At 47.5% G+C, this 24533-nt stretch carries 23 protein-coding genes; 17 read left to right on the top strand and 6 right to left on the bottom strand.

The window, feature by feature from the left end; translation table 11 throughout:
• Nucleotides 1-6 precede the first annotated feature (6 nt).
• The 4 genes from hflX (at nt 7) to glnA (ending at nt 4440) form a co-directional block, all read left to right on the top strand.
• The gene (gene hflX / locus PQI28_RS05225; protein WP_214874483.1) at nt 7-1254 is read left to right on the top strand and encodes a GTPase HflX; all 1248 of its coding nucleotides are present in this window, start codon (nt 7-9) and stop codon (nt 1252-1254) included.
• A 2-nt stretch (nt 1255-1256) separates the two neighbouring features.
• Nucleotides 1257-2555: a methionine gamma-lyase family protein gene (locus PQI28_RS05220; RefSeq protein WP_214692731.1), complete on the top strand. Its 1299-nt coding sequence runs from the start codon at nt 1257-1259 to the stop codon at nt 2553-2555.
• A gap of 92 nt (nt 2556-2647) precedes the next feature.
• A complete protein-coding gene (locus PQI28_RS05215; RefSeq protein ID WP_074033204.1) occupies nt 2648-3052 on the top strand; it encodes a MerR family transcriptional regulator in 405 nt (134 codons plus the stop codon).
• Between the two features lie 47 nt (nt 3053-3099).
• Complete coding sequence (gene glnA, locus PQI28_RS05210) at nt 3100-4440, top strand: type I glutamate--ammonia ligase (RefSeq protein WP_214692727.1); 1341 nt, start codon at nt 3100-3102, stop codon at nt 4438-4440.
• Between the two features lie 132 nt (nt 4441-4572).
• Here the strand turns inward: glnA and PQI28_RS05205 are convergent, their stop codons facing one another.
• Together PQI28_RS05205 and lexA are read right to left on the bottom strand one after the other, a co-directional pair.
• Nucleotides 4573-5013 carry a metal-binding protein gene (locus PQI28_RS05205; RefSeq protein ID WP_339962703.1) on the bottom strand — a complete coding sequence of 147 codons (441 nt, stop codon included), beginning with the start codon at nt 5011-5013 and terminating at the stop codon, nt 4573-4575.
• Nucleotides 5013-5633 (bottom strand): transcriptional repressor LexA, encoded by a 621-nt coding sequence (lexA, locus tag PQI28_RS05200; RefSeq protein ID WP_074033201.1) that lies wholly within the window; start codon nt 5631-5633, stop codon nt 5013-5015. Before lexA ends, PQI28_RS05205 begins: the two co-directional genes overlap by 1 nt.
• A gap of 203 nt (nt 5634-5836) precedes the next feature.
• On the opposite strand from lexA, the gene PQI28_RS05195 reads away from it, so the two are divergent.
• The 7 genes from PQI28_RS05195 to PQI28_RS05165 all read left to right on the top strand — a co-directional run bounded on the left by PQI28_RS05195 (nt 5837) and on the right by PQI28_RS05165 (nt 13268).
• Complete coding sequence (locus PQI28_RS05195; protein WP_339962702.1) at nt 5837-6076, top strand: hypothetical protein; 240 nt, start codon at nt 5837-5839, stop codon at nt 6074-6076.
• Nucleotides 6077-6147: 71 nt separating this feature from the next.
• Nucleotides 6148-6792 (top strand): YneB family resolvase-like protein, encoded by a 645-nt coding sequence (locus PQI28_RS05190; RefSeq protein ID WP_074033881.1) that lies wholly within the window; start codon nt 6148-6150, stop codon nt 6790-6792.
• 60 nt (nt 6793-6852) lie between these two features.
• Nucleotides 6853-7086 (top strand): DUF896 domain-containing protein, encoded by a 234-nt coding sequence (locus tag PQI28_RS05185; protein ID WP_078147028.1) that lies wholly within the window; start codon nt 6853-6855, stop codon nt 7084-7086.
• A 199-nt stretch (nt 7087-7285) separates the two neighbouring features.
• Nucleotides 7286-9277: a transketolase gene (gene tkt, locus PQI28_RS05180; RefSeq protein ID WP_445236747.1), complete on the top strand. Its 1992-nt coding sequence runs from the start codon at nt 7286-7288 to the stop codon at nt 9275-9277.
• Between the two features lie 125 nt (nt 9278-9402).
• Nucleotides 9403-9636 (top strand): YneF family protein, encoded by a 234-nt coding sequence (locus tag PQI28_RS05175; RefSeq protein WP_012726454.1) that lies wholly within the window; start codon nt 9403-9405, stop codon nt 9634-9636.
• Between the two features lie 124 nt (nt 9637-9760).
• Nucleotides 9761-11515, top strand: coding sequence for an ABC transporter transmembrane domain-containing protein (locus PQI28_RS05170; protein WP_339962849.1), 1755 nt, complete (start codon nt 9761-9763; stop codon nt 11513-11515).
• Nucleotides 11505-13268, top strand: a complete 1764-nt coding sequence (locus PQI28_RS05165; protein WP_339962700.1) for an ABC transporter ATP-binding protein — start codon at nt 11505-11507, stop codon at nt 13266-13268. Before PQI28_RS05170 ends, PQI28_RS05165 begins: the two co-directional genes overlap by 11 nt.
• A 77-nt stretch (nt 13269-13345) precedes the next feature.
• On the opposite strand, the gene PQI28_RS05160 is transcribed toward PQI28_RS05165, so the two are convergent.
• The gene (locus PQI28_RS05160; RefSeq protein WP_074033196.1) at nt 13346-13528 is read right to left on the bottom strand and encodes an aspartyl-phosphate phosphatase Spo0E family protein; all 183 of its coding nucleotides are present in this window, start codon (nt 13526-13528) and stop codon (nt 13346-13348) included.
• Between the two features lie 188 nt (nt 13529-13716).
• Here PQI28_RS05160 and PQI28_RS05155 point away from each other — a divergent pair, with 188 nt between their 5' ends.
• Both PQI28_RS05155 and PQI28_RS05150 read left to right on the top strand, forming a co-directional pair.
• Entirely contained in the window at nt 13717-14415 is a 699-nt protein-coding gene (locus PQI28_RS05155; RefSeq protein WP_012726450.1) for a cytochrome c biogenesis CcdA family protein, read from the top strand.
• A 19-nt stretch (nt 14416-14434) separates the two neighbouring features.
• Nucleotides 14435-14887, top strand: coding sequence for a CcdC family protein (locus PQI28_RS05150; RefSeq protein ID WP_339962848.1), 453 nt, complete (start codon nt 14435-14437; stop codon nt 14885-14887).
• 34 nt (nt 14888-14921) lie between these two features.
• On the opposite strand, the gene PQI28_RS05145 is transcribed toward PQI28_RS05150, so the two are convergent.
• The 3 genes from PQI28_RS05145 to PQI28_RS05135 all read right to left on the bottom strand — a co-directional run bounded on the left by PQI28_RS05145 (nt 14922) and on the right by PQI28_RS05135 (nt 17495).
• Entirely contained in the window at nt 14922-16481 is a 1560-nt protein-coding gene (locus tag PQI28_RS05145) for a solute symporter family protein (protein WP_271304696.1), read from the bottom strand.
• Nucleotides 16478-16807, bottom strand: a complete 330-nt coding sequence (locus tag PQI28_RS05140) for a DUF485 domain-containing protein (RefSeq protein WP_339962699.1) — start codon at nt 16805-16807, stop codon at nt 16478-16480. The genes PQI28_RS05145 and PQI28_RS05140 overlap by 4 nt, the downstream gene beginning before the upstream one ends.
• A gap of 256 nt (nt 16808-17063) precedes the next feature.
• On the bottom strand, nt 17064-17495 hold the full coding sequence (locus tag PQI28_RS05135; RefSeq protein ID WP_339962698.1) for a DUF2621 domain-containing protein: 432 nt from the start codon (nt 17493-17495) through the stop codon (nt 17064-17066).
• A gap of 178 nt (nt 17496-17673) precedes the next feature.
• On the opposite strand from PQI28_RS05135, the gene PQI28_RS05130 reads away from it, so the two are divergent.
• From PQI28_RS05130 to PQI28_RS05115, 4 genes are all read left to right on the top strand, one after another.
• On the top strand, nt 17674-19272 hold the full coding sequence (locus PQI28_RS05130; RefSeq protein ID WP_074033192.1) for a peptide chain release factor 3: 1599 nt from the start codon (nt 17674-17676) through the stop codon (nt 19270-19272).
• Between the two features lie 195 nt (nt 19273-19467).
• Nucleotides 19468-22182 (top strand): aconitate hydratase AcnA, encoded by a 2715-nt coding sequence (gene acnA, locus PQI28_RS05125; protein WP_339962697.1) that lies wholly within the window; start codon nt 19468-19470, stop codon nt 22180-22182.
• Between the two features lie 115 nt (nt 22183-22297).
• On the top strand, nt 22298-22792 hold the full coding sequence (locus PQI28_RS05120) for a DUF3939 domain-containing protein (RefSeq protein WP_274664338.1): 495 nt from the start codon (nt 22298-22300) through the stop codon (nt 22790-22792).
• A gap of 124 nt (nt 22793-22916) precedes the next feature.
• The gene (locus PQI28_RS05115) at nt 22917-24482 is read left to right on the top strand and encodes a BCCT family transporter (RefSeq protein ID WP_339962696.1); all 1566 of its coding nucleotides are present in this window, start codon (nt 22917-22919) and stop codon (nt 24480-24482) included.
• Nucleotides 24483-24533 lie beyond the last annotated feature (51 nt).

Here is a 24533-nt window from a genome sequence, read left to right as displayed (position 1 = left end):
GATTACATGATAGAACGTGAAAAAGTTGTCATCGTCGGCTGTCAGTTACCGAATGTCGATGATTGGACATATGAACAGTCGATGGGCGAGCTCGTCGAACTCGTGGATACGGCGCAAGGTGAAGTCGTCGCACGACTCGACCAAAAACGTCAGCAAGTCGACCGTCGTACCTTTATCGGGAAAGGGAAAATTGAAGAGCTCGCGATGCTCGTCGAACAGTTCGAGCCGGATTTGTTAATCTTCAACGCCGAGTTGACACCGGCTCAGTCGAAGAACATTCGCATCGCCTTGAACGACCCGGATGAGATGAAGCTGATTGACCGTACGCAGCTCATCTTAGACATCTTTGCGAGCCGTGCGCAATCGCGCGAAGGGAAATTGCAGGTCGAACTCGCGCAGATGAACTATTTACTACCACGTCTCATCGGACAAGGGACACAGCTCTCGCGACTCGGTGGTGGGATCGGGACTCGTGGACCGGGTGAGACAAAACTTGAGTCGGACCGTCGCCACATCAAGCGTCGCATCGATGAGATTACAAAGCAACTCGAAGGAACGGTCGCACACCGAGATCGCTACCGGGAACGTCGGAAAGAAAATCGCGTCTTCCAGGTCGCGCTCGTCGGGTATACGAATGCCGGGAAGTCGACAATCTTTAACCGATTGACGGATGCAGATACGTATGAACAGGATGAGTTGTTCGCAACACTTGATCCGTTGACGCGTGAACTTGAACTTCCACGTGGTGGAAAAGTGTTGATTACCGATACGGTCGGATTTATTCGTGACTTGCCGACGAAACTCGTTGCCGCTTTCCGTTCGACTTTGGAAGAAGTGGTCGGTGCTGATTTGATCCTCCACGTCATCGATGCATCGAACCCACATTATTTGAACCAAATCGATACGACGAATGCGGTATTGGAAGAACTCGGTGCGAGTGAGGTCCCACAACTCGAGGTATATAATAAGAAAGACCGGCTCACGGAAGACTTCGTCGGTGGACCGCTGTTGATCTCTGCGATTGCATCAGAAGATATCGAACAGTTGACTGGTGCACTCGAAGATAAAATCTCGGACATTTTAACAAAGGTCCACGTCGTCTTACCGGTGACGGCTTTTGAACATTACCACCCAGCCAAAGAGGCGATGTACCGTCTTGAAGAAAACTTCTTGGATGACGGTTCTGTCGAGTTGGTAGGCTATATGAGAGAAGACACGCGTCTATATGCGACGCTAAAACAATTTGAGGTGTAAGTATGTGGCAAGAAAAGATTGAACATTATGATGCACTCGCGCCGTATGTGAAAAAGGCCGAGGCACGAGTGAAACCATTTTTTGAGAAGATTGAAGAGACGGCTGAGTTCAACCAGTATCGTGTTCTCGAATCGTTTAAAAAGCACAAAGTATCGGATTTCCATTTTAATCCGACGACAGGGTATGGATATGATGATCTCGGTCGTGACACGCTCGAGTCGATTTATGCAGATGTGTTCGGAGCAGAGCTCGCATTATGCCGTCCGCAAATCATCTCGGGTACGCATGCGATCGGGATTGCCTTGTTCGGTGTCCTCCTACCAGGTGACGAATTGCTGTATATCACAGGGAAGCCATACGACACGCTCGAGGAAATCGTCGGTATCCGTGGGGACGGTCGCGGCTCTTTAAAAGAGCTTGGTGTCCATTACGATACTGTCGAATTAAAAGAGGAACGTGAAATCGACATCGACCGCGTCATCGAACGGATTCGTCCGGAGACGAAACTCGTCGGGATTCAGCGCTCGAAAGGATATGCGAATCGTCGCAGTATTCCAGTCGAGGAAATCAAGATCGCCATCGAACGCATCAAAGCGGCGCATCCGCATGTGTATGTGTTCGTTGACAATTGCTACGGTGAATTTGTCGAGACGATCGAACCGACTCACGTCGGTGCAGACTTGATGGCGGGTTCTCTTATCAAAAACCCAGGAGGGGGATTGGCGAAGACGGGAGGGTATATCGCAGGAACGAAAGAACTGATTGAACGTTGTTCGTTCCGGATGACGACTCCAGGTATCGGGAGTGAAGCCGGACCATCGCTCTATTCGCTTCAAGAAATGTATCAAGGCTTTTATATGGCTCCTCATACTGTCGCACAGGCATTGAAAGGGGCACACTTGACGGCAAGCCTTTTATCGTTGATTGGGTTTGAGACTGACCCACATTATTCGACTCCAAGAACGGACTTGATTCAGTCAGTAACGTTCCGCGACCGTGAGAAAATGATCGCGTTTTGTCAAAGCATCCAAATGGCATCACCGGTAAACGCTCATGCGTTACCCGTTCCGGCCTATATGCCTGGATATGAGGATGATGTCATCATGGCAGCAGGGACGTTCATCCAAGGTTCATCAATCGAGCTGTCAGCGGATGGACCACTCCGGGCACCATACACAGCGTATGTTCAAGGTGGTCTGACGTATGCTCATGTGAAAGTCGCGCTTATGTTGGCGTTGAGCCAATTACACGATAAAGGACTGGTCGAATTTAACGACCAAAATCAACAAGCACATTTGTAACCGTTCTGTCATGTTAACTTTCTTAACATCTATTGACAGGATTGTTGTCATGTATTATTCTCACATTGTGAGACAGAAAAGGAGGGGTAAGGATGGCTGATCAATTTCGTCGCTCCAACCCGTTGTTTCCGATTGGAATCGTCCAAGATCTGACGCAACTGACTGGTAGACAGATTCGGTATTATGAAGAACAGGGTCTGATTTCGCCTAGTCGGACGGAATCGAAACGACGGCTTTATTCCTTTAATGATGTCGAACGTCTACTCGCAATCAAGGATTACATTGACCAAGGCTTTAATTTGGCGGCAATTCGTCACATGTTAGAGCAAGAAGGTGAAAAAGAAGCGGAAACGTCTGCTCCGGCCGCACCGGTCAATGAAGCACCAAAGGTTTCGGAAAAAGAGTTACATCATTTGTTGAAAACACAGCTTCAAGAAGCCGGTCGTTTCAATAAGACGTCGCTCATTCAAGGCGAGCTTTCACGTTTTTATCGATAACGCCGCACACATCAACCATTACACAATGTGAGAGGGGACATTTTACCATGGCCAGAAAAACGTTCACAAAAGAAGACATTAAACGCATCGCACAAGAGGAAGACGTACGCTTTATTCGTCTTCAATTCACGGATATCCTCGGAACAATCAAAAACGTCGAGGTACCGATCAGCCAATTGGACAAAGCACTTGATAACAAGATGATGTTTGACGGATCGTCAATCGAAGGATTCGTCCGCATCGAGGAATCAGACATGTACTTATATCCAGACCTCAACACATGGGTTGTCTTCCCGTGGACAGATGGCAGCGGAAAAGTCGCTCGCTTAATTTGTGATATTTATAACCCAGACGGTACACCATTCAGTGGTGACCCGCGCGGTACACTCAAACGTAACCTTGAGAAAATGCAAAAACTTGGCTTCTCAGCGTTCAACGTTGGACCAGAGCCAGAGTTCTTCTTGTTCAAGAAAGACGCATCAGGTCGTCCGACACTTGAACTCAACGACCAAGGTGGATACTTCGACTTGGCGCCAGTTGACCTCGGTGAAAACTGCCGTAAAGAAATCGTCATCGAACTTGAAAACATGGGCTTTGAAATCGAAGCATCACACCACGAAGTTGCACCAGGACAACACGAAATCGACTTCAAATACGCAGATGCTGTCACAACGGCAGATAACATCCAAACGTTCAAGCTCGTTGTTAAGACGATCGCTGCGAAGTATGGTCTTCATGCGACATTCATGCCAAAACCACTCTTTGGGGTGAACGGTTCAGGAATGCACGCGAACATGTCACTCTTCAAAGGCGACACAAACGTCTTCTACGATCCAAATGGCGACATGGAACTTTCAGACACAGCTCGCGCGTTCACAGCTGGTATCTTGGAGCACGCTCGTGCGTTCACAGCAGTATGTAACCCGACTGTGAACTCTTACAAGCGTCTCGTACCTGGTTACGAAGCACCTTGCTACGTTGCATGGAGTGCACGCAACCGTTCACCACTTGTACGTGTACCAGCAGCACGTGGTCTCTCGACTCGTATCGAAGTACGTTCGGTTGACCCAGCAGCGAACCCGTACCTCGCACTTGCTGCTCTCTTGGCTTCAGGTCTTGACGGAATCGAAAAAGATTTGAATGCACCAAAACCAATCGACAGCAACATCTACGTGATGGACAAGCCAGAGCGTGTAGCGAACGGGATCGACGATCTTCCGGCAACGCTCTTCGACGCACTCGAAGTCCTTCGTGCGGACAAAGTCGTGATGGAATCACTCGGTGAGCATATCGGCGAACACTTCCTCGAATTGAAAGAAATCGAGTGGGATATGTTCCGTATGCAAGTCACGGAGTGGGAACGCGATCAGTACATGACGCTTTACTAATAGAAGAGATATGCAAAAAGAGCACGGAATGACCTTCAGCTGAAGATCATTCCGTGCTCTTTCGTTTACTATGGCATTCAAGTAAAAAAGGATCACCTCCGCAAAAAAACGGTAGGTGGTCCTTTTGGTTGATCAAAATGCTTTTTTAAAAAATGTCGATGTATAGTCGAGCGTCGTGTGCAGTGTCGTTGCAAATACGAGACCTAAGAAGAACGACATGCCGTGTACGTCCACCCACGACCGGATTTCTGCTTCGTATGCTGTGAAAGGCAAAAGCAGAATGAGTGGAAAGCCGATGTACGCAATCCGAATCAGATCACTCAAAACAGGTAAATGCGAAAAGAGCGAACGGTGCGGCATGAGCTTTACGTATGGGAGCCATATGAATTTAAGTGGACCCCATCGGTAATAGGCATCTGATTTTAAATCAAGGTCTGGGGAGAGCCAGAGTGTACCGATAATCGCACCGATGATCAATGCGAACGGAATATCGATGTCAATAAAAGGCGTGGCAACCGCAAGTGCGCCGGTTGCCACGAGATTCGTTCGGGTATGGGTCTTGCCACTAGCCATTAATGAATCGTCCGGTATACACCGATGACCTTCCCTAAAATCGAGACGTTGTCAAAATACATCGCTTCCAACTCATCGTTTTCCGGTTGAAGACGGACTTTTGAAGCTTCTTTATAAATCCGTTTCACAGTCGCCTCGCCCTCATCGGTCATGGCAACGACAATCTCTCCATTGTCGGCCGTGCTCTGCTGGCGGACGAGCACACGGTCTCCGTCTAAGATGCCTGCGTTGATCATCGAATCCCCAGAAACAGACAACATGTATACATTATCTGAACCGACGATATGTGCTGGGAGCGGGAAGTGCTCTTCCACGTTCTCGATGGCGGTGATCGGTGTCCCGGCAGTAACTTTACCGATGACCGGTACGTACATGACGGACTCTTGCTCTTCCATTGCCGGCATATCTTCAGTCAAAATTTCAATCGCGCGAGGTTTCGTCTTGTCTCGACGGATCAACCCGCGTTTTTCCAAACGATCTAAGTGACCGTGTACGGTCGAACTAGAAGCAAGGCCGACGGCTTCTCCAATTTCACGAACAGAAGGCGGATATCCCTTTGCCCGAACTTCGTCTTTGATGAAATCAAGAATCTGTTGTTGTCGCGCTGACATTTTTTTCATTATGTTCACCTCGATGTAATCGAATAACCTGCAAACGCATCCTATTCTTTATGTGTCTAGTGTAACACAAGAACACATGAGCGTACAAACATTCGTTCGTTTTTTTGTGTTGACCGAACACGGGTTCTTGTTTTATGATGAGAACAGATAAACGAACAAACGTTCTAACGAACATATATTCTTATACAGGAGGCAATGCAATCATGAAAGACACACTTAACGGAATCATTTTAGTCGGGATGCTCTTGGTCGGGATGTTCGCTTTTTATTTGGCAGGGGAGATGCGAGGGAAACCGGCAGTAGTCGAACCAATCGTCACTACGGAGGAACGTACGATTGAAGAAGAAGTCGCTTATGTCCAAGCGGAATCACTCGAAGCACAAATTATGGCAGAGCGAGAAGAGCATAATGAACGAAAAACAAAATGGTATGCCGCTGAGTGATTGTTGATCATTGCGAACCGTTCTCGAACTGTGTATCGTAAGGAATGAATGCGATGAAAGGGAGTGATGCGATGCGAGTCGTCATCTATTGTCGGGTATCGACGAACAAGTCCACCCAAGAGACATCACTCAGTCGACAAGTCGATGAATTACAGCATCTGGCTTCGCAACTAGGGGCAGAAGTCATAGAAATCATCACGGAGCAAGAAAGTGGATATGAAGTGAATCGACAGGGGCTTCTTGATTTGCTTGACCATGTGTCGATGTCTGATTTGGATGCCGTACTTGTCACGGACGACAGTCGCCTGGGACGAGGGAATGCCAAGATTGCCATCTTGCACACATTGATGAAACATGACGTTCGGTTGCTGACGATGCAATCGACGTCGGACTATGTCGTTTCCGATGCCGAAAAAATGGTATTAGAGATTGTCAGTGTTGTGGAAGAGTATCAACGTAAAATTCACAACGCTAAAATTTCTCGCGGGATGCGCCGTGCCGTCGCCAACGGATTTAACCCACAGCGCAATATTCAAAATAACGATCAAGGTGGGCGACATCGAATCGAAGTGCCGATCGAGGAGATTATCCAACTGCGCGAGCGCGGGTTGACGTTTGCTGAGATTGCGGCAACCCTCCGTGGATTCGGTTATGAAGTGTCGAAAGCGACCGTCAATCGACGGTATCTCGAGCACCAGTCAGTAGCTGAAACTTGATTCTTCCTCTCTGATTTTGTAAAGTATAAGAACAAATTCACTAGAGAGGGGGCGAGTCAGATGTTAGCACCAGGACAATTGGAGCGAATCAATTTCCTCGCCAACAAAGCGAAGACAGAAGGACTGTCTCAAGATGAAATGAACGAACAACAAGACTTGCGTCAAGAATATTTGAAGGCGTTCCGTCAATCGTTCAAGTCACAAATGATGGGGATGAAGGTCGTCGATCCAGATGGGAACGACGTCACCCCGGAGAAGTTGAAAGAAGATCAAAAACGCTATCGTGGCGAGTGATGCTGAATGCACATCCTATTTCGTATAGGATGTGCATTTTTGTTATACACGAACGGACATCAGACGAACGGATTACAGTTTTTTTAAGGCAATTGAAGGAAACGATTTCACTTAATGTGTTATACTAATTAATTAGTTGTGACACACGAATGAGTGTGATAAAATATGACGGGTAGAAAACCTTCTTAACACAGAGAGGATGAAATTAGTGGAAACAACTACTAAAGAATTATTAGCGATTAACTCGATCCGGACGCTTTCAATTGATGCGGTCCAAAAAGCGAACTCTGGTCACCCAGGGATGCCGATGGGTGCTGCACCTATGGCGTTCACACTTTGGACAGACAAAATGCGTCACAACCCGAAAAATCCAAACTGGTTCAACCGTGACCGTTTCGTTCTTTCGGCAGGTCATGGATCGATGCTCTTGTACTCGCTCCTTCACTTGTCTGGATATGATTTGTCGATGGACGACCTTAAATCATTCCGTCAAATGGACTCGAAGACTCCTGGTCACCCAGAATACCGTCATACGGCTGGTGTCGATGCGACGACGGGACCACTTGGACAAGGGATTGCAATGGCTGTCGGGATGGCCATGGCAGAGAAGCATTTAGAAGCGACTTACAACCGCGACGAGTTCAACGTCGTTGACCACTACACGTTTGGAATTTGCGGAGACGGAGACTTGATGGAAGGTGTATCGGCAGAAGCGGCATCACTCGCTGGTCACTTGAAGCTCGGTAAACTCGTCGTTCTTTACGATTCAAACGATATCTCACTCGATGGCGATCTTCACAAGTCGTTCTCTGAAAGCGTAGAAGACCGTTTTAACGCGTACGGATGGCAAGTCATTCGTGTCGAAGACGGAACAGATATCGATTCAATCGCAAAAGCAATCGATGCAGCGAAGGCTGAAACGTCAAAACCGACATTAATCGAAGTGAAAACGGTCATCGGATTCGGTTCACCGAACAAATCAGGTAAATCGGCATCACACGGTGCTCCACTTGGAGATGCTGAAATCGAATTGACGAAACAGTTCTATAAATGGGAAGGCGAGTCATTCTACGTACCAAACGAAGTATATGACTTATTCAAGGAGAAAGTTGTCGAGCCTGGCGCAAAATATGAGTCAGACTGGAACGAACTCGTAGAAGCATACAAAGCGGCACACCCAGAACTCGGTGCACAGTTCGAGCGTGCGATGAACAACGAACTTCCTGAAGGTTGGGACAACGAGTTGCCAACATTCGAAATCGGTTCGAAAAAAGCAACACGTCAAACGAGCGGTGAAGTCTTAAACGCAATCGCGAAAGCAGTCCCGACACTCTTCGGTGGATCTGCTGACCTTGCCGGGTCAAACAACTCGATGATTAAAGGTGCAGTGGACTTCGATGAAGATCCAGCTGGACGTAACATCTGGTTTGGTGTACGTGAGTTCGCAATGGCGGCAGCTGTAAACGGAATGGCACTTCACGGTGGCGTCCTTCCATACGGTGCGACATTCTTCGTCTTCTCGGATTACCTTCGCCCGGCAGTTCGTCTTGCTGCACTCATGGGACTTCCGTCAACGTTCATCTTGACACACGACTCAATTGCAGTTGGTGAAGATGGCCCAACACACGAGCCAGTTGAACATTTAATGAGTTTCCGCGCGATGCCGAACCTCTCTGTTCTTCGCCCGGCAGACGGGAAAGAAACAATCGCTGCTTGGAAACAAGCGGTAACATCGAAAACGACACCTTCACTCCTCGTCTTGACACGTCAAGCGTTGCCAGAGCTCGAAGGCACATCGGTTGAAACGGCAGCAAAAGGAGCATACGTCGTTGCAGGTGAATCGAAAGATGCAGACGTCCTCTTGCTCGGTACGGGTTCTGAAGTACACGTCCTCGTTGAAGCGCGTGAGCAGCTTGCGGCTGAAGGCGTGAATGCGGCAGTCGTATCGATGCCATCATGGGAACTCTTTGAAGCACAATCTGCTGAATATAAAGAGTCTGTCCTTCCATCTTCAATCACGAAACGTGTATCACTTGAAGCGGGTGCGACACTTGGATGGTACAAATATGTAGGATTCGGTGGGAAAGTACTCGGAATCGACAAATTCGGAGCATCTGCACCTGGGGACCTCCTCATGAAAGAATACGGCATGTCAGTCGACAACGTCGTCAATGCAGTAAAATCGCTTTAATCGAATTCAAAATTCTCGTGACGACCATTCGTTTGGTCGTCACTTTTTTTCTGGACGACTAGCGAAGTTGGTCAATTTAGTGTATAGTAAAAAACGATGTTTCATATGGTAGAGGAGGTAAAGCCTTGAGTACATTATTCTGGATTCTTCTTGTCGTGGCAGCACTCATCGGGGGTATCGCGATCGGATTTTTCATCGCGCGTAAATACATGATGAACTACCTTGAACAGAACCCGCCAATCAATGAAGATATGATTCGTACGTTGATGATGCAAATGGGTCAAAAGCCATCACAGAAGAAAGTCAACCAAGTGATGCGCGCCATGAACGTGCAGATGAAAAACGAAAAGAAATCATAATCAATCACGAGAGCACTTCGGTATCCGAAGTGCTTTTTTGTTTCCTCTTTTTGTTAGACAATCGAACAAACTTTCGCTACGATTAATGAATAATCTTCATATAAAGACAAAGGGGGCGTTTCATATTCGTGTATTTAAACAATTGTCTTGGTTTTTGCGTCTCGAGTGGAAGACGTATGCACTCGGCATCGTCTTACTCATATTCGTGGCAGGGCTAGAATTGATTCCACCGCGTATCATTGGCCGAATCGTCGACGAAATCAACCGAGGTTCACTCTCGTCGAATACGCTTTGGATGTTACTCGGGGGTCTCGCAGCAGTCGGGATTGGGAATTATGTTGCCCGCTTCTTTTGGCGCTATTTCATTTTTGGTGCTTCGATTCGACTAGGGAGAATGTTACGTAGCCAACTGTATCGGCACTTTACCGATCTCGATCAACGATTTTACAAAAAGTCACGTGTCGGCGACCTGATGGCCCACGCGACGAATGATGTGCAGGCCGTATCGATGACGGCAGGTGCGGGAATATTGACACTCGTCGATAGCGTGACGCTTGGGACGTTCGTCATCATTACGATGATCACGACGATCAGTTGGAAGCTCACACTCGTTGCTTTACTCCCTCTGCCGATCATGGTCGCTCTGACGACAAGGTATGGGAAGATGTTACATAGCCGCTTTGGCGTCGCCCAAGCAGCATTTTCAGAATTGAATGACAAAGTGCAAGAGAGTGTCAGTGGAGTTCGTGTCTTAAAGTCGACCGGGGAAGTCGACCGAGACGTGGACTCGTTTGAGAACTTATCGAGTGAGGTTATGGCAAAAAACGTACGAGTCGCCAAAATTGATGCGTTATATGATCCGACCATCTTTGGGATCGTTGGCTTGTCCTACATCCTCTCGGTCGGGTATGGCGCCGTCTTGATTGAACAAGGTGAATTGACGATTGGACAAATCGTTAGCTTCACTGCCTATTTGGCACTGTTGACGTGGCCGATGCTGGCGTTCGGTTGGTTATTCAACATTGTCGAGCGTGGACGGGCATCGTATGACCGAATCGAGCGAATGCTCGCCGTCAAACCGGAGATTCAAGATGACCGAATGGCCGCGACAACACTTGCACATTCAGAAGTGGAAGTCGATGTGCGACACTTCGCTTATGACGAGACCGTTGTACTCCGTGATGTCCATTTTCGGATTGAGCGCGGAAAGACGATTGGCATTGTCGGCAGGACAGGTGCGGGTAAGACGACGATTGTCCGTCTGTTGACCCGTGAATATGATGTGAAAGACGGAAAGATTAAAATCGGAGGCATCAATATTCGCCAAGTGAAAAAATCATTATTGATGGACAAAATTGCCGTCGTGCCACAAGAACATTTCTTGTTCTCCGATTCGATTGCGAACAATATCGCTTTCGGAAGACCCGATGCGAGTATGGAAGAAATCATCGAGGCGGCTAAAGTCGCGGAGGTGCATGAGGATATCATCCGGCTACCGGAAGGATACGCGACGCTTGTCGGGGAACGCGGTGTGACGTTGTCAGGTGGACAGAAACAACGGATTTCCATCGCGCGAGCGCTCATGACTGAAGCGGACGTCTTGATTTTGGATGACGCGCTATCTGCAGTCGATGCGAAGACGGAAGAGTCGATCATCGAACACTTCCGTGTCGGAAACCCTGAACAGGCACGGGTGATTGTAGCGCATCGACTCTCTGCTGTTGAACATGCAGACGAGATTCTCGTGATTGAAGACGGCAAAATCGTCCAACGAGGTCGCCATGATGCATTGCTTCAAGAGACGGGTTGGTATCGTGAAACGTATGATTGTCAACAACTTGAGGCGATTGTAGAAGGGGGTGGACACGATGAAGCATGATGTTCAAGAATGGCAGGTCATTAAACGGCTGCTCAGCTATGCAACACGTTACGGAAAGTCGCTCAGTATCGCTTTCGTCTTCCTATTGATTGCGACAGGTGCCAAATTGGCCGGTCCGTTTTTAATCAAAGTGTTCATCGATGAGTTCGTCACGCCAGGTGTCTACCCGACGAACTGGGTCATCGCACTCTTCGCGGTCTATATGGTTCTTCATGTATCCGCAATCGTGTTTGATTATCTGCAGTCGATTTCGTTTCAAAAGATTGCGTTGAAGATTGTTCAGAACATACGAATGGATATTTTCCGTCACGTCATGGGGATGCGGCTCGCCTATTTCGACCGAACACCAGCGGGCGTCCTCGTGTCACGGATTACGAATGATACCGAGGCGGTCAAAGAACTGTATGTCGGTGTGATGAGTACGTTCGTCCAGTCGGCTGTTCAATTGATTGGGACGTATATTTTCCTATACATATTGGAACCACCACTAGCGACGATGGGGCTCGTCTTATTGCCACTCTTCTGGCTCATCATTTGGGCGTATCGTCGTTTTTCAACGAAATATTTCGCACAAGTGAGGGACCTCTTGTCACAGCTCAACGCCCAATTGAACGAGTCGATTAATGGCATGGGAATCATCCAACAGTTTCGTCAAGAGGAGCGGCTCATCCGTCAGTTCGAAGAGACGAATGAGGCGCATCAAGAGGCACGATATCGGAACTTAAAGCTCGACAGTATGTTGCTACGCCCAATCATCGAACTCCTTCTTGCTTTCTCAATTATCGGTCTCCTCGGGTATTACGGGGTGCTCTCCATGAGTGAGCAAGTACAGGTCGGGGTCGTCTACGCATTCATCAGCTATATCGAACGGATTTTCCGACCAGTTCTCGATATTATGCAGCGATTGAGTGAATTCCAACAAGCTGTCGTATCGGCAGACCGTGTCTTTAAAATCTTGGATACAGATGAGCCGGCACCAGGAAAACAAATGCCGGGCGAGGCTCGGATTACAGAAGGTGAAGTGCGGTTCGAGAACGTGACGTTCAGCTACGATGGGGAAGTCGATGTGTTAAAGCAAATCTCATTCGTTGCAAAACCTGGTGAGACGGTCGCGCTCGTAGGCCATACGGGTAGTGGGAAGAGTTCGATTATCAACCTGTTGACCCGCTTTTATCCATATGGTTCGGGTCGTATCACCATTGACGGACAGCCACTCGAACAATTTGAAGAGCAAGAGCTTCGTCAACAAGTCGGACTGGTGCTACAAGATCCGTTTCTATTCACTGGGACGATTGAAGAAAATTTAAAGTTATTCAATCCAAATATCGATTCAGAACGTGCCCGTGAAGCCGCTGAGTTTGTCCAGGCACACACGTTCATCGAGAAATTAGATGCCGGGTACGGTCATGTTGTCGGAGAGCGTGGAGCGACATTTTCGAGCGGTGAGCGACAATTGCTCGCATTTGCGCGAACGGTCGCCCGTAATCCAAAAGTACTCATTCTCGATGAGGCGACGAGTTCAATCGATACCGAGACGGAAGAACGCGTACAGACGGCGCTCGACCGTATGCGACGTGGTCGTACAACGATCGCCATCGCTCACCGTCTTTCAACGATTCAAGATGCAGACTTGATTTTGGTACTGCATCGTGGAGAAATTGTCGAGCGTGGGAATCATCAACAGTTATTGAAGCAAAACGGTCTGTACAAAAAAATGTATGAATTACAGTCTGGACAACGTCTGATGTCTTGAATTGGAAGGGATACCTATACGGGTGTCCTTTTTCCATGGAAAAAAAGCTCGCCACGGAGAGTGACGAGCCATCAAGGTCAATTTGAATGCTGATCTTTTTTATGCTTTGAGAGGACATGACGAGTAATGAGAGAGTCAAGTTCTTGACTGACCAGAATGACTTCTGGTGAGGTCCAAGTGTGCTTTGACGCGATTTTATACAGTTCATCACGTTTCTGTTCAATGGCCTGGTGTAGTGTATCTGCTGCGGTGACTGCCACGTTCGTTCCCCCATCATGTAAATTAGAATTTTGCGAACTAGAATATCCAAATCTTAGCACCTACGTTTACAGATGACAAGTTTCATTTCCATTTCAAAAATTACAAAATGATGTTTCGCTCTGAAAGAAAAGATTCGAGCAATTTAAATAGGTTTTCGCTATAATGGTCGTGAAAGGTGGAAATCGTCATGGAAGTCACATTATGGCTCGCGTTTGGGGCGGGCGTCTTATCGTTTTTGTCACCATGTACGCTCCCGTTATATCCAGTGTTTCTCTCGTATATTACAGGGGTTTCCGTATCTGAATTAAAAAATGAAGGATTGAAACAGCGTACAGCTTGGTTCCACACGTTTTCGTTCTTGTTCGGCTTTTCGATTGTCTTTCTCGTGCTTGGATTATCGACTTCGTTAATTGCAGACGTCTTCATCCAGTATAAAGATAGTTTGCGGATGTTCGGCGCCATTTTAATTTTCGTGTTCGGCGTCTTTTTGGCCGGTCTATGGCAACCGCAATTTATGATGCGCGAAAAGAAGATGGACATTGGCGAGCGAAAGAGCGGCTATTTTGGAACCGTATTAATCGGAATTGGTTTTGCTGCGGGATGGACGCCGTGTACGGGTCCGATTTTAGCAGGTGTGATTGCACTTGCGGCAACCAATCCGAGCCAAGGTCTCGGTTACATGTTGGCGTATGTCATCGGTTTCGCGATTCCATTCTTAGTGATGGTCGCGTTTGTAGGCAAGATCAAGTACTTAGCACGTAACAGTGCAAAAGTTGCAAAAGTCGGCGGCTATCTGATGATGGCATTCGGCGTATTATTATATTTTGACGGGATGAACCGCTTCGCTGCTTGGATGAGCGAGCTTGTCGGATTCACCGGATTTTAAGGGGTTGACCGAGATGTCAATGTTATGGGGGTCGACTCTCGTTGCGTTATTGATGGGTATCGTAGCGAGTTTCGTTCGTGTGAAAGCATCAGCGAAACCGACGAATGCAAAAAAAATCTTAATTCCACCACTTGCGATGACGACCGGGATGATTCAGTTCTTGATTCCCGCATTTCGTTTATCGTGGGTCGAAGTAATTGAGGCGTTAGCGGTCGGGCTAATCTTTAGTCTGTTCCTCATCAAAACGTCAAACTTCGAAAAACGGGACGGAGAAGTGTACTTGTCACGCTCAAAAGCATTTTTTATCGTCGTGTTCGCGCTACTTGCGATTCGTACGGCGATGAAAGTTTGGGTCGGGCATGAAGTCGATATCTTCTCGACAGGTGGATTGTTCTACTTGATTGCCTGGGGGATGATCGTCCCATGGCGAATCGCAATGTATCAAAAGTATAAACGAATTGCGATTACGTAAAAAATGGAGTGGCTCATGGCCGCTCCATTTTTGTTTACGATTCTTTTGTGACAGCCACTTCCGTCTCCGAATCGATTCCCGTGTTTGCTTTGACGAGAATCCGTTCGTAGTTTCCGGCGGCTTCGTCGGACTTCGTGACGAGCGTACCAATGATAGCTGCAAGAAAGCCGAGTGGGATTGAGACGATTCCTGGGTTCGAGAGTGGGAAAAGTGCTTCTCCAATGAAAATGGCTGATCCGTCCGGTGCCCAAAGGTTCGGACTGAGTGCGACCAAGATTAAAGAAGAGAACAAACCGACGACCATTCCCCAGATTGCACCACCTGTGTTAAAACGTCTCCAGAAAATCGTGAATAGAATGACAGGTAAGTTCGCACTTGCCGCAACAGCAAAAGCGAGTGACACGAGAAACGCTACGTTCATCGATTGAGCGAAGAACGCAAGTCCCATCGAGACGAGAGCGACGGCCACAGAAGCGATCCGGGCGGCTTTTACTTGTTCCTTCTCTGTCGCTTCCCCTTTCCGGATAATGTGACCATAGAAGTCATGAGCGAAAGCAGATGCGGCTGACAAGACGAGCCCGGCGACGACCGCTAGAATGGTCGCGAATGCGATGGCTGCCACGAAGGCGAATAAGAGGTCACCACCGAGTACTTGAGCAAGGAGAGGAGCCGCCATGTTACCTGCAGGGTTTGCGGCGAGAATGGCGTCTCGTCCGACAAATGCTGCTGCCCCGAAACCTAAGAAGATTGTCAAAATGTAGAACGCTCCAATGATCCATGTTGCATACACAACCGACTGTCTTGCCGTAGGTGCATCTTTGACGGTAAAGAATCGAATCAAGATGTGTGGAAGACCAGCCGTACCGAGGACGAGCGCCATATTTAACGAAATCGTATCGAGCGGGAGCTTGAATTTGTTACCTGGGTTCAAGAAGTCACTACCAAGCGGTGTGGCTTTACTCACTTCATTGAACATCGTCATGATCGAGAAATCGAATCGTGCAAAGACGAGGAAGGAAATGATGGCTGTCCCAATCATCAACAAGACGGCTTTTGTGATTTGTACCCATGAAGTCGCCGTCATCCCACCGAATACGACGTAGACTGTCATCAATATCCCGACGACAACGACACTTGTCGTATACGGGATGCCGAGCAATAGTTCAATCAATGCACCGGCACCGACAAGCTGGGCAATCATATAAAAAATAGAGATGACGATGGCATTCATCGCCGCGACACCACGCACGCGTGGCTTATTGAAGCGAGCGGCAATCATGTCGGCCATCGTATACTTCCCAAGATTGCGGAGCGGCTCCGCGACGAGATAGAGGACAACGAGATAGGCAACGAGGAAGCCGATGGAATAGAAAAAGCCATCAAATCCAGCGAGTGCGATCATGCCTGCAATTCCTAAGAAGGAGGCGGCAGACATATAGTCCCCTGCAATCGCGAGACCGTTTTGGAAGCCAGTCAACCCACCATCCGCCGTGTAGAAATCACTGGCGGTTTTCGTTTTTCTAGCGGCGAAATATGTAATGACAAGGGTGAGACCGACAATGGCGGTAAAGAGGGCAATTGCTGTCCAGTTCATGATTTCACCTCTTCCTTCAATTGTCTCACGAGTGCATCAAAGCGCCGGGCACGACGACTATAGAGCACGCATAGTGTCCACGTCATAATAAACTGGGAGAAAGCGAAGGCCCAAGCCCAAGTGATGTCACCAACAATTTGTGTATTTAAGATCGTGGTGTAACTTGTCAAAACGGGGAGCGTGAAATAGAAGATAAGTGAAAAGATGATAGCGGGAACGATAAAACGATTTTTTTCACGCATCAATTGGTGGAACGTCTCATGTTCTGTAATCGACTGAGCGGAATGACTACTGGTCGTTTGGGTAACTTGTGTCACGTCATGCATAAAACCCCTCCTAAGCTGTAAGATAAATCCATTATGCGATGGGAAAATGAGAGGAGTCATGCCTTTTTTTCATGTCGAATTCACTAACATTATTGTAATATTGGTCATACCAATTTATTGTAAGCGTTTTCAATATTGTCTAAATATTGAACGTTATGTTTATATAATTAAAATTAGAAGAAAAGGTACTTTCGACCCAATAGGCAAAATGCACAATTCGACAAATAAAAAAAACTCTAACCTGAATGGAAAGAGTTTACTGCTGAAAATAGTGTTCGTAAGGTGTCCAGTCGATTTGTTCTTCGGCCAGCGCTTTTTTTAGGAATTTGTGGTCTCGCTTCGGCGTTGCGGCAATATATCCTTTTACAACGAGTTCGGTCGTCATCCTCTTAGCACGAGATTCGAGGGCGAACTGACCAATCTTGCCTGCAATTTTTCGGATGGCGACGTCCCGAAATAGTTCTGGAACCGGTGAAACGAGTCGATCTAACAGGGTCCGCGTTTCCGGTGTCCATAAGTGACGTGTTCTCTCTATATAATCATCCTCAATGTCTAAAAGGGAACGCCCATCTTCTTTCGGCATTCGTTTTAAAAACTTACGAAACATGAAGTACCCGCCAATCGTCATGAGTCCAATCATGACGAATCCCCAGAATACAATGAAATACATCATCAAGTTTTCTGGCATCGTCTTTCCCCCGTTCTATACATTCACTTACTGTCATCGTTAGTATACAAAAAAGAATCCATTTGCAAAAGGCGTACGTCTCGTTAGGATAGACGAACTCAATCGATTTCGTTAGAATAGATAGCGTTGCTACGAGAATAAGCATGAAGTGAGTCGAGAAAGGAAAGGTCTATCGTATATGAGCCAATTGAAACAAGAAGTCGAGAGACGCCGAATATTCGGCATTATCTCTCACCCGGATGCGGGTAAGACGACATTAACAGAGAAGTTACTTTTGCACGGTGGTGCAATTCGTGAAGCGGGTACCGTCAAAGCGCGTAAAAATTCAAAGCACGCCAAATCAGACTGGATGGAAATTGAGAAGCAACGTGGAATCTCGGTTACATCGTCTGTCATGCAATTCATCTATCAAGACAAAGTCGTGTCGATCATGGATACACCTGGGCACAACGATTTCGGTGAGGATACGTATCGCGTATTGACATCTGTCGACAGTGCGGTCATGGTCATCGATGCCGCGAAAGGGATCGAGACGCAGACGAAGAAGCTATTCCAAGTTTGTCGTATGCGCGGTATTCCAATCTTTACGTTCATGAACAAATTGGACCGACAGGCCAAAGACCCGCTTGAATTGATGGAAGAACTTGAGGAAGTGCTCGGCATGCCTTCAGTTGCCATCACATGGCCAATCGGCAGCGGGATGCAGTTCGAAGGTGTTTATGACCGAATGAAAAATGAAGTTCATTTGTTCCGTGGAGACAAGTCGACCCTTCAACTAAGTGAGGACGGGGTAAACGACCCGGTGCTCGCTGACCACCTTTCTGAAGAGAACTTGACGAATCTTCGCGATGAGATCGATCTTCTCGACGGAGCAGGGAATGAGATTGATGTGGAAGCGATCCAAAGCGGTAAATTGACGCCCGTATTCTTCGGAACGGCGCTCGTTGACTTTGGTGTGACTGCGTTCTTGAATCATTATTTGGAGATGTCTCCAGCTCCAGAGGCGCGTAAATCGAACGTCGGTCCAATCAATCCGACATCAGAAGATTTCAGTGGGTTCGTCTTTAAGATTCAAGCGAACATGAACCCGGCGCACCGTGACCGCATCGCATTCGTCCGGATCTGTTCAGGTGTGTTCGAGCGAGGGATGGACGTCACACTCACGCGGACCGGCAAGAAAATCAAATTGAGCCAGTCTACGCAGCTCATGGCCAACGATCGTGAGACGGTTGACCAAGCGTTCGCAGGAGATGTAATCGGGATCTATGATTCAGGTACGTATCAAATCGGGGATACGATTACGACATCGAAGCAAAAGATTGCCTTTGAAGCATTGCCAACTTTCCCACCTGAGTTGTTTATGCGAGTATCACCAGTCAACTCGCTCAAGTCGAAACACTTCCACAAAGGTGTAGAGCAACTCGCGCAAGAAGGGGCGATCCAAGTTTATCGCAACGAATACAATGAGATTTATCTCGGTGCGGTCGGTCAACTCCAGTTTGAAGTGTTTGAATATCGTTTGAACAATGAGTATGGCGTAGACATCCGGATGGAACCTGTATCATACAGTGTTGCACGTTGGGTAAAAGATAAAGAATTGAAAGCGTTGAAACCTTTCCAAGACTCACGGAACATGCTCGTCACTGACCGCTGGGAACGTCCGGTCTTCCTGTTCGCGAACGAGTTCACGTATGAGCGGTTCGCTGAACGTCATGCGGACGATTTGACTCTCGTCGAGGCTTTAGATGTCAACGAGGAGATTGGAACAGAAGAATAATGTGCAAACACCTCAGTTTTGAGGTGTTTTTTTGTCGTTTATCCCTTTTTAAGTGAATTGATAAGTTTTACTTATGACCAATTTGTGACGGAATGTATTTTACGTCACGCTATACTTGTATTATGATAAATATGTGAAAAGTAAGCGATTACGCATTGTCGTGTGGTCGGCGCTTTCAAAAAGGGGGAAATTGCAATGGAACAGACGAATGTTTTAGACGCGTTCGCATCTCGGACATCGTTCGAGGCGAATGGACAATCGTATGATTTTTATCGATTGAAAAAGTTAGAAGAAGAAGGGTTAACGAACATCAGCCGTTTACCTTATTCGATTCGCGTACTTCTCGAATCGGTACTCCGTCAACAAGACGGTCGCGCGATTACAAAAGAACATGTCGAGAACTTGGCAAAATGGGGTACTGCCGACGTCTCGAAAGACATTGACGTACCGTTCAAGCCGGCACGCGTTGTACTTCAAGACTTCACAGGTGTACCGACGGTCGTAGACCTTGCTTCACTTCGTAAAGCGATGGCGGACCTCGGTGGAGACCCGAACAAAATCAACCCAGAAATCCCTGTCGACCTCGTCGTTGACCACTCTGTTCAAGTAGATGCGTACGGTTTCGCTGGCGCATTGATGAAAAACATGGACATTGAATTCGAACGTAACGAAGAGCGTTATAAGTTCTTACGTTGGGCTCAGACGGCATTTGACAACTATCGTGCCGTACCACCTGCAACGGGGATTGTTCACCAAGTAAACTTAGAGTACTTGGCATCTGTCGTCCTCGAGAAGAACGATGAAGCAGGTACTGTGGCTTATCCAGATTCACTCGTCGGAACGGATTCGCACACAACGATGATCAACGGACTCGGTGTTCTTGGTTGGGGCGTTGGAGGAATCGAAGCCGAAGCAAGTATGCTCGGTCAACCATCTTACTTCCCAGTGCCAGAAGTCGTCGGTGTCAAAATCATCGGTGAAGTCAACCCTGGTGTAACAGCGACAGACGTAGCACTCGTCGTAACAGAGATGCTCCGTCATGAAAAAGTAGTCGGGAAATTCGTTGAATTCTTCGGACCGTCGCTTCACACGATGCCACTTTCAGACCGTGCAACAATCGCGAACATGGCGCCAGAATATGGCGCGACATGTGGATTCTTCCCAGTCGATACGGAAACATTGAACTACATGCGTACAACTGGCCGCTCTGAAGAATTGATCTCACTCGTTGAAGAATACTCAAAAGCGAACGATCTCTTCTACACGCCAGACCAAGCTGATCCAACGTTCACGAAAGTGTTGACGCTCGACTTGTCAAAAGTTGAACCTTCACTTGCAGGTCCAAAACGTCCACAAGACCGAATCAACCTCTCAGACGTTCAAACATCGTTCATCGATAGCTTGAGCGCTCCAGCAGGGAACAGCGGCTTTGGACTTGACCGTTCTGAACTTGAGAAGAAGGCGACTGTCAACTATGAAGACGGTGCCGTCGACATGAGCACAGGAGATGTCGCGATTGCTGCCATCACAAGCTGTACGAACACATCAAACCCTTACGTTATGGTCGGTGCTGGACTCGTTGCGAAGAAAGCGGTAGAACGCGGCTTGACTGTTCCAAAATACGTGAAGACATCACTCGCGCCAGGTTCGAAAGTCGTAACGGACTATCTTGACAAAGCTGGCTTGACGTCTTACTTGGATGAACTCGGCTTCAACACAGTCGGTTACGGCTGTACGACATGTATCGGAAACTCGGGTCCACTTGACCGTGAAGTCGAAGAAACAATCACGGAGAACGACTTGCTCGTATCTTCTGTCCTTTCTGGGAACCGTAACTTTGAAGGACGTGTTCACCCACTTGTGAAAGCGAACTTCTTGGCGTCACCACCACTCGTCGTCGCTTACGCACTCGCAGGATCAGTCAACTTCGACATCATGAACGATTCGTTCGGTACGGACAAAGATGGAAATGAAGTGTACTTCAAAGACATCTGGCCATCAAACGATGAAATTAAGATGGTCGTACAAGACGTCGTGTCACCAGAAGCGTTCCGTAAAGAATACGAAACGGTCTTTACTGGTAACGAGCGTTGGAATGCGTTAGACGTTCCAGAAGGTAACTTGTATGACTTCTCAGATGAGTCGACATACATCCAAAACCCACCATTCTTCGAACAACTCGAACCAGAGGCGGGCGAAGTTCATGCATTGAATGGCTTACGCGTCATCGGAAAGTTCGCGGATTCGGTCACGACTGACCACATCTCGCCAGCGGGATCATTCTCGAAGACGACACCAGCTGGTCAATACCTCCTTTCTAAAGGGGTAGAGCCAATCGACTTCAACTCTTACGGTTCACGTCGTGGTAACCATGAAGTCATGATGCGTGGTACGTTCGCCAACATTCGTATCCGCAACCAAGTCGCACCAGGTACAGAAGGTGGATTCACGACTTACTGGCCAACAGGCGAGATCATGCCGATGTATGATGCTGCGATGAAGTATAAAGAACAAGGTACTGGACTTGTCGTCCTTGCTGGAAACGACTACGGAATGGGATCGTCTCGTGACTGGGCTGCGAAAGGGACAAACCTCCTTGGCATTCGTGCGGTCATCGCACAAAGTTTCGAGCGGATTCACCGTTCAAACCTTGTTATGATGGGTGTACTACCACTTCAATTCTTAGAGGGTGAATCAGCAGAATCACTCGGATTGACTGGTGAGGAAGCGATCGATATCCAAGTCGATGAGTCTGTACGTCCACGCGATATCTTGAACGCAAAAGCGACACATGAAAACGGAACGGTGACAGAATTCAAAGTCATCGCACGTTTCGACTCTGAAGTTGAAATTGATTACTACCGTCACGGTGGAATCTTGCAAATGGTTCTCCGTAACAAACTTAAATAAGCTTCGGCTTATTAAACCTTCCTTTGAAAAAAGGAAGGTTTTTTTCATGAATATGCGAATTTATGGTGAAAGTTTTAAAAGAATCGGGAACAGGAAGACAGGGAGGGGTGTGCTTATGGAGCGGGAAGAAAAGAAGAGTAAGAGTTGGTGGAAGCGTTTGACACAGCAAAAAGAGGTGGAGCCTGATCGAGAAATCGACATCTCGTTACCTGAATTACGTCATGCGATTCACGAGTATGAACAGACGTTGCCAAAGGGCGTAAATCGAACCGTCCTACTAGATGACACACAGGAGATTGACACCAAACGATTGAAGCATCACTTGTCCGGAATCCCGAAGCAGCGTTTCTATATGTCGAAAGAGACGTTTCATATCGTTCCGGAAGAAGAGCGTGATGTCATCTATGAGATGGACCAAGTACAGCGTGCCCTAGACTTGTATATGGATCAAGAGAAAAAATTGCCACTGCGAAAATTTGAGAATGCACTACAACTAGATTTGACAAGACTTCGAGAGGGAGGTTACTTAAAGACACTTCCAAAAAGACCTTATTATGTGGTGGATGAGACGTTAATTGTCTCGCTTGAACCGAAGGAAACATCTTCTTGACAAGACACCTATCTATTTTTCAGTAAATGACACATTTATGGACAGTTGGGGTTGAGACTTGTTTAAAAAGTATGTTAGGGTGGAAAACGTATATGAAAATAGAAAATTAAATAGGAGTGATTTTATGGAACGGAAAAGCCGTGTGACGCCTGTATTCGTCATATCTGCAATCATAACTGGCTTATTCACAATCTGGGGATTATTTCCCGAAAGCGTTTTAGGGAATGCTAGCCTATTGAACGTAACGAGCACGTTACAAGGCTGGCTATCAAACGGGATGGGTTGGTTCTACCTGTTAAGTGCGACCGGATTTTTACTCGTCGCTATCTTTTTAATCTTTTCCCGCTATGGATCGATTCGTCTCGGGAAAGATACGGACCGACCTGAATTCAGTTACTTGTCATGGTTCGCCATGCTATTCAGTGCCGGAATGGGGATTGGGCTCATCTTCTGGGGAGCAGCAGAGCCACTTCTTCATTTCCATTCACCACCGTTCTCTTCTTTGACACCTGAAGGGGACGCGCGTACTGCGATGCGTTATGCATTCTTCCATTGGGGATTCCATCCGTGGGCGATTTATGCCATGATTGCACTCGCTATCGCTTATTCAACGTTTAGAAAAGGGCGCCCTGCGACGATTGGGGAGACAATCGGTTCGCTCGTCCACAACCGCTACGAACAACCTGTGAAACAAACGGTCGATATTCTCGCGGTCATTGCGACGGCGTTCGGGGTAGCGACTTCACTCGGTTTTGGTGCTCAACAGATTGCCGGTGGCCTTCATTATCTCATCCCTGGGGTACCGAACGCCTTCGTGACACAGTTGATCATCATCGCCGTCGTAACGGTGCTTTATATGATCAGTGCTTCAACGGGTCTTGAAAAAGGGATTCGCATTTTGAGTAACACGAACATCTTCTTAGCGATTGTCTTACTTGTCGCGACAATGTTCGCTGGACCGACGGCATTCATCTTTGATTTGTTCACACAAACGGTAGGGACGTACTTGCAACAACTTCCTGGTATGAGTTTCCGTACGGCCGCATTCGAGCCGGTTGAACGTGAGTGGATCAATGGCTGGACGATTTTCTATTGGGCATGGTGGATCTCGTGGTCACCATTCGTCGGAACGTTCATCGCACGCGTATCGAAAGGCCGTACGATTCGTGAATTTATTATCGGGATCTTACTCGTCCCAACATCGTTCGGACTCTTATGGTTCTCCGTCTTCGGTGGCTCAGCTATCTGGGCTGACTTGTTCGGTGGATACGACTTGATTGGACAAGTGAACGAAATCGGTACAGAAGTCGGACTGTTCGCGTTATTCGAGACGTTTGGTGGTTTTGGGTCAGTACTCAGTATTGTCGCAATCTTCCTAATCTCGACATTCTTTATCACGTCTGCTGACTCAGCGACATATGTACTCGGTATGCTTACTTCAAACGGGAAGCTTGTCCCGCCGATGGGTATTAAAATGACATGGGGTGTGATTCAATCATCTATCGCTGCCGTGCTTCTTTACGCTGGTGGGTTGGATGCCCTGCAAGCTGTTGCGATTCTCGCAGCCTTCCCATTCATCTTCGTTCTCGTCTTTATGATTGTCGCCTTGTTCAAAGACTTGGCCGATGAACCTGACGAGCGAGATAAATGGCTCGAAGCACAGAAGAAAGATGAAGATAAATTAGGATAATTTAGAGGGGTCTCGTATGAGACCCTTTTTTCGGTTAAAAATATTTTGCTT

The organism is Exiguobacterium sp. USCH10 (assembly GCF_037619445.1).
In the GTDB taxonomy this organism is placed as follows: domain Bacteria; phylum Bacillota; class Bacilli; order Exiguobacteriales; family Exiguobacteriaceae; genus Exiguobacterium; species Exiguobacterium aestuarii_A.
The sequence above is the reverse complement of the archived record's forward strand: the minus strand, read 5'-3'. Positions and strand labels throughout refer to the sequence as shown.

Coding starts and splice junctions, on each gene's coding strand:
- acnA (WP_339962697.1), top strand. CDS start 19,468: ATGGAACAGACGAATGTTTTAGACGCGTTCGCATCTCGGACATCGTTC.
- PQI28_RS05150 (WP_339962848.1), top strand. CDS start 14,435: ATGTTATGGGGGTCGACTCTCGTTGCGTTATTGATGGGTATCGTAGCG.
- PQI28_RS05140 (WP_339962699.1), bottom strand. CDS start 16,807: ATGCATGACGTGACACAAGTTACCCAAACGACCAGTAGTCATTCCGCT.
- PQI28_RS05215 (WP_074033204.1), top strand. CDS start 2,648: ATGGCTGATCAATTTCGTCGCTCCAACCCGTTGTTTCCGATTGGAATC.
- glnA (WP_214692727.1), top strand. CDS start 3,100: ATGGCCAGAAAAACGTTCACAAAAGAAGACATTAAACGCATCGCACAA.
- PQI28_RS05185 (WP_078147028.1), top strand. CDS start 6,853: ATGTTAGCACCAGGACAATTGGAGCGAATCAATTTCCTCGCCAACAAA.
- PQI28_RS05130 (WP_074033192.1), top strand. CDS start 17,674: ATGAGCCAATTGAAACAAGAAGTCGAGAGACGCCGAATATTCGGCATT.
- PQI28_RS05145 (WP_271304696.1), bottom strand. CDS start 16,481: ATGAACTGGACAGCAATTGCCCTCTTTACCGCCATTGTCGGTCTCACC.
- hflX (WP_214874483.1), top strand. CDS start 7: ATGATAGAACGTGAAAAAGTTGTCATCGTCGGCTGTCAGTTACCGAAT.
- PQI28_RS05135 (WP_339962698.1), bottom strand. CDS start 17,495: ATGCCAGAAAACTTGATGATGTATTTCATTGTATTCTGGGGATTCGTC.
- lexA (WP_074033201.1), bottom strand. CDS start 5,633: ATGAAAAAAATGTCAGCGCGACAACAACAGATTCTTGATTTCATCAAA.
- PQI28_RS05115 (WP_339962696.1), top strand. CDS start 22,917: ATGGAACGGAAAAGCCGTGTGACGCCTGTATTCGTCATATCTGCAATC.
- tkt (WP_445236747.1), top strand. CDS start 7,286: ATGAAATTAGTGGAAACAACTACTAAAGAATTATTAGCGATTAACTCG.
- PQI28_RS05120 (WP_274664338.1), top strand. CDS start 22,298: ATGGAGCGGGAAGAAAAGAAGAGTAAGAGTTGGTGGAAGCGTTTGACA.
- PQI28_RS05155 (WP_012726450.1), top strand. CDS start 13,717: ATGGAAGTCACATTATGGCTCGCGTTTGGGGCGGGCGTCTTATCGTTT.
- PQI28_RS05190 (WP_074033881.1), top strand. CDS start 6,148: ATGCGAGTCGTCATCTATTGTCGGGTATCGACGAACAAGTCCACCCAA.
- PQI28_RS05205 (WP_339962703.1), bottom strand. CDS start 5,013: ATGGCTAGTGGCAAGACCCATACCCGAACGAATCTCGTGGCAACCGGC.
- PQI28_RS05165 (WP_339962700.1), top strand. CDS start 11,505: ATGAAGCATGATGTTCAAGAATGGCAGGTCATTAAACGGCTGCTCAGC.
- PQI28_RS05220 (WP_214692731.1), top strand. CDS start 1,257: ATGTGGCAAGAAAAGATTGAACATTATGATGCACTCGCGCCGTATGTG.
- PQI28_RS05195 (WP_339962702.1), top strand. CDS start 5,837: ATGAAAGACACACTTAACGGAATCATTTTAGTCGGGATGCTCTTGGTC.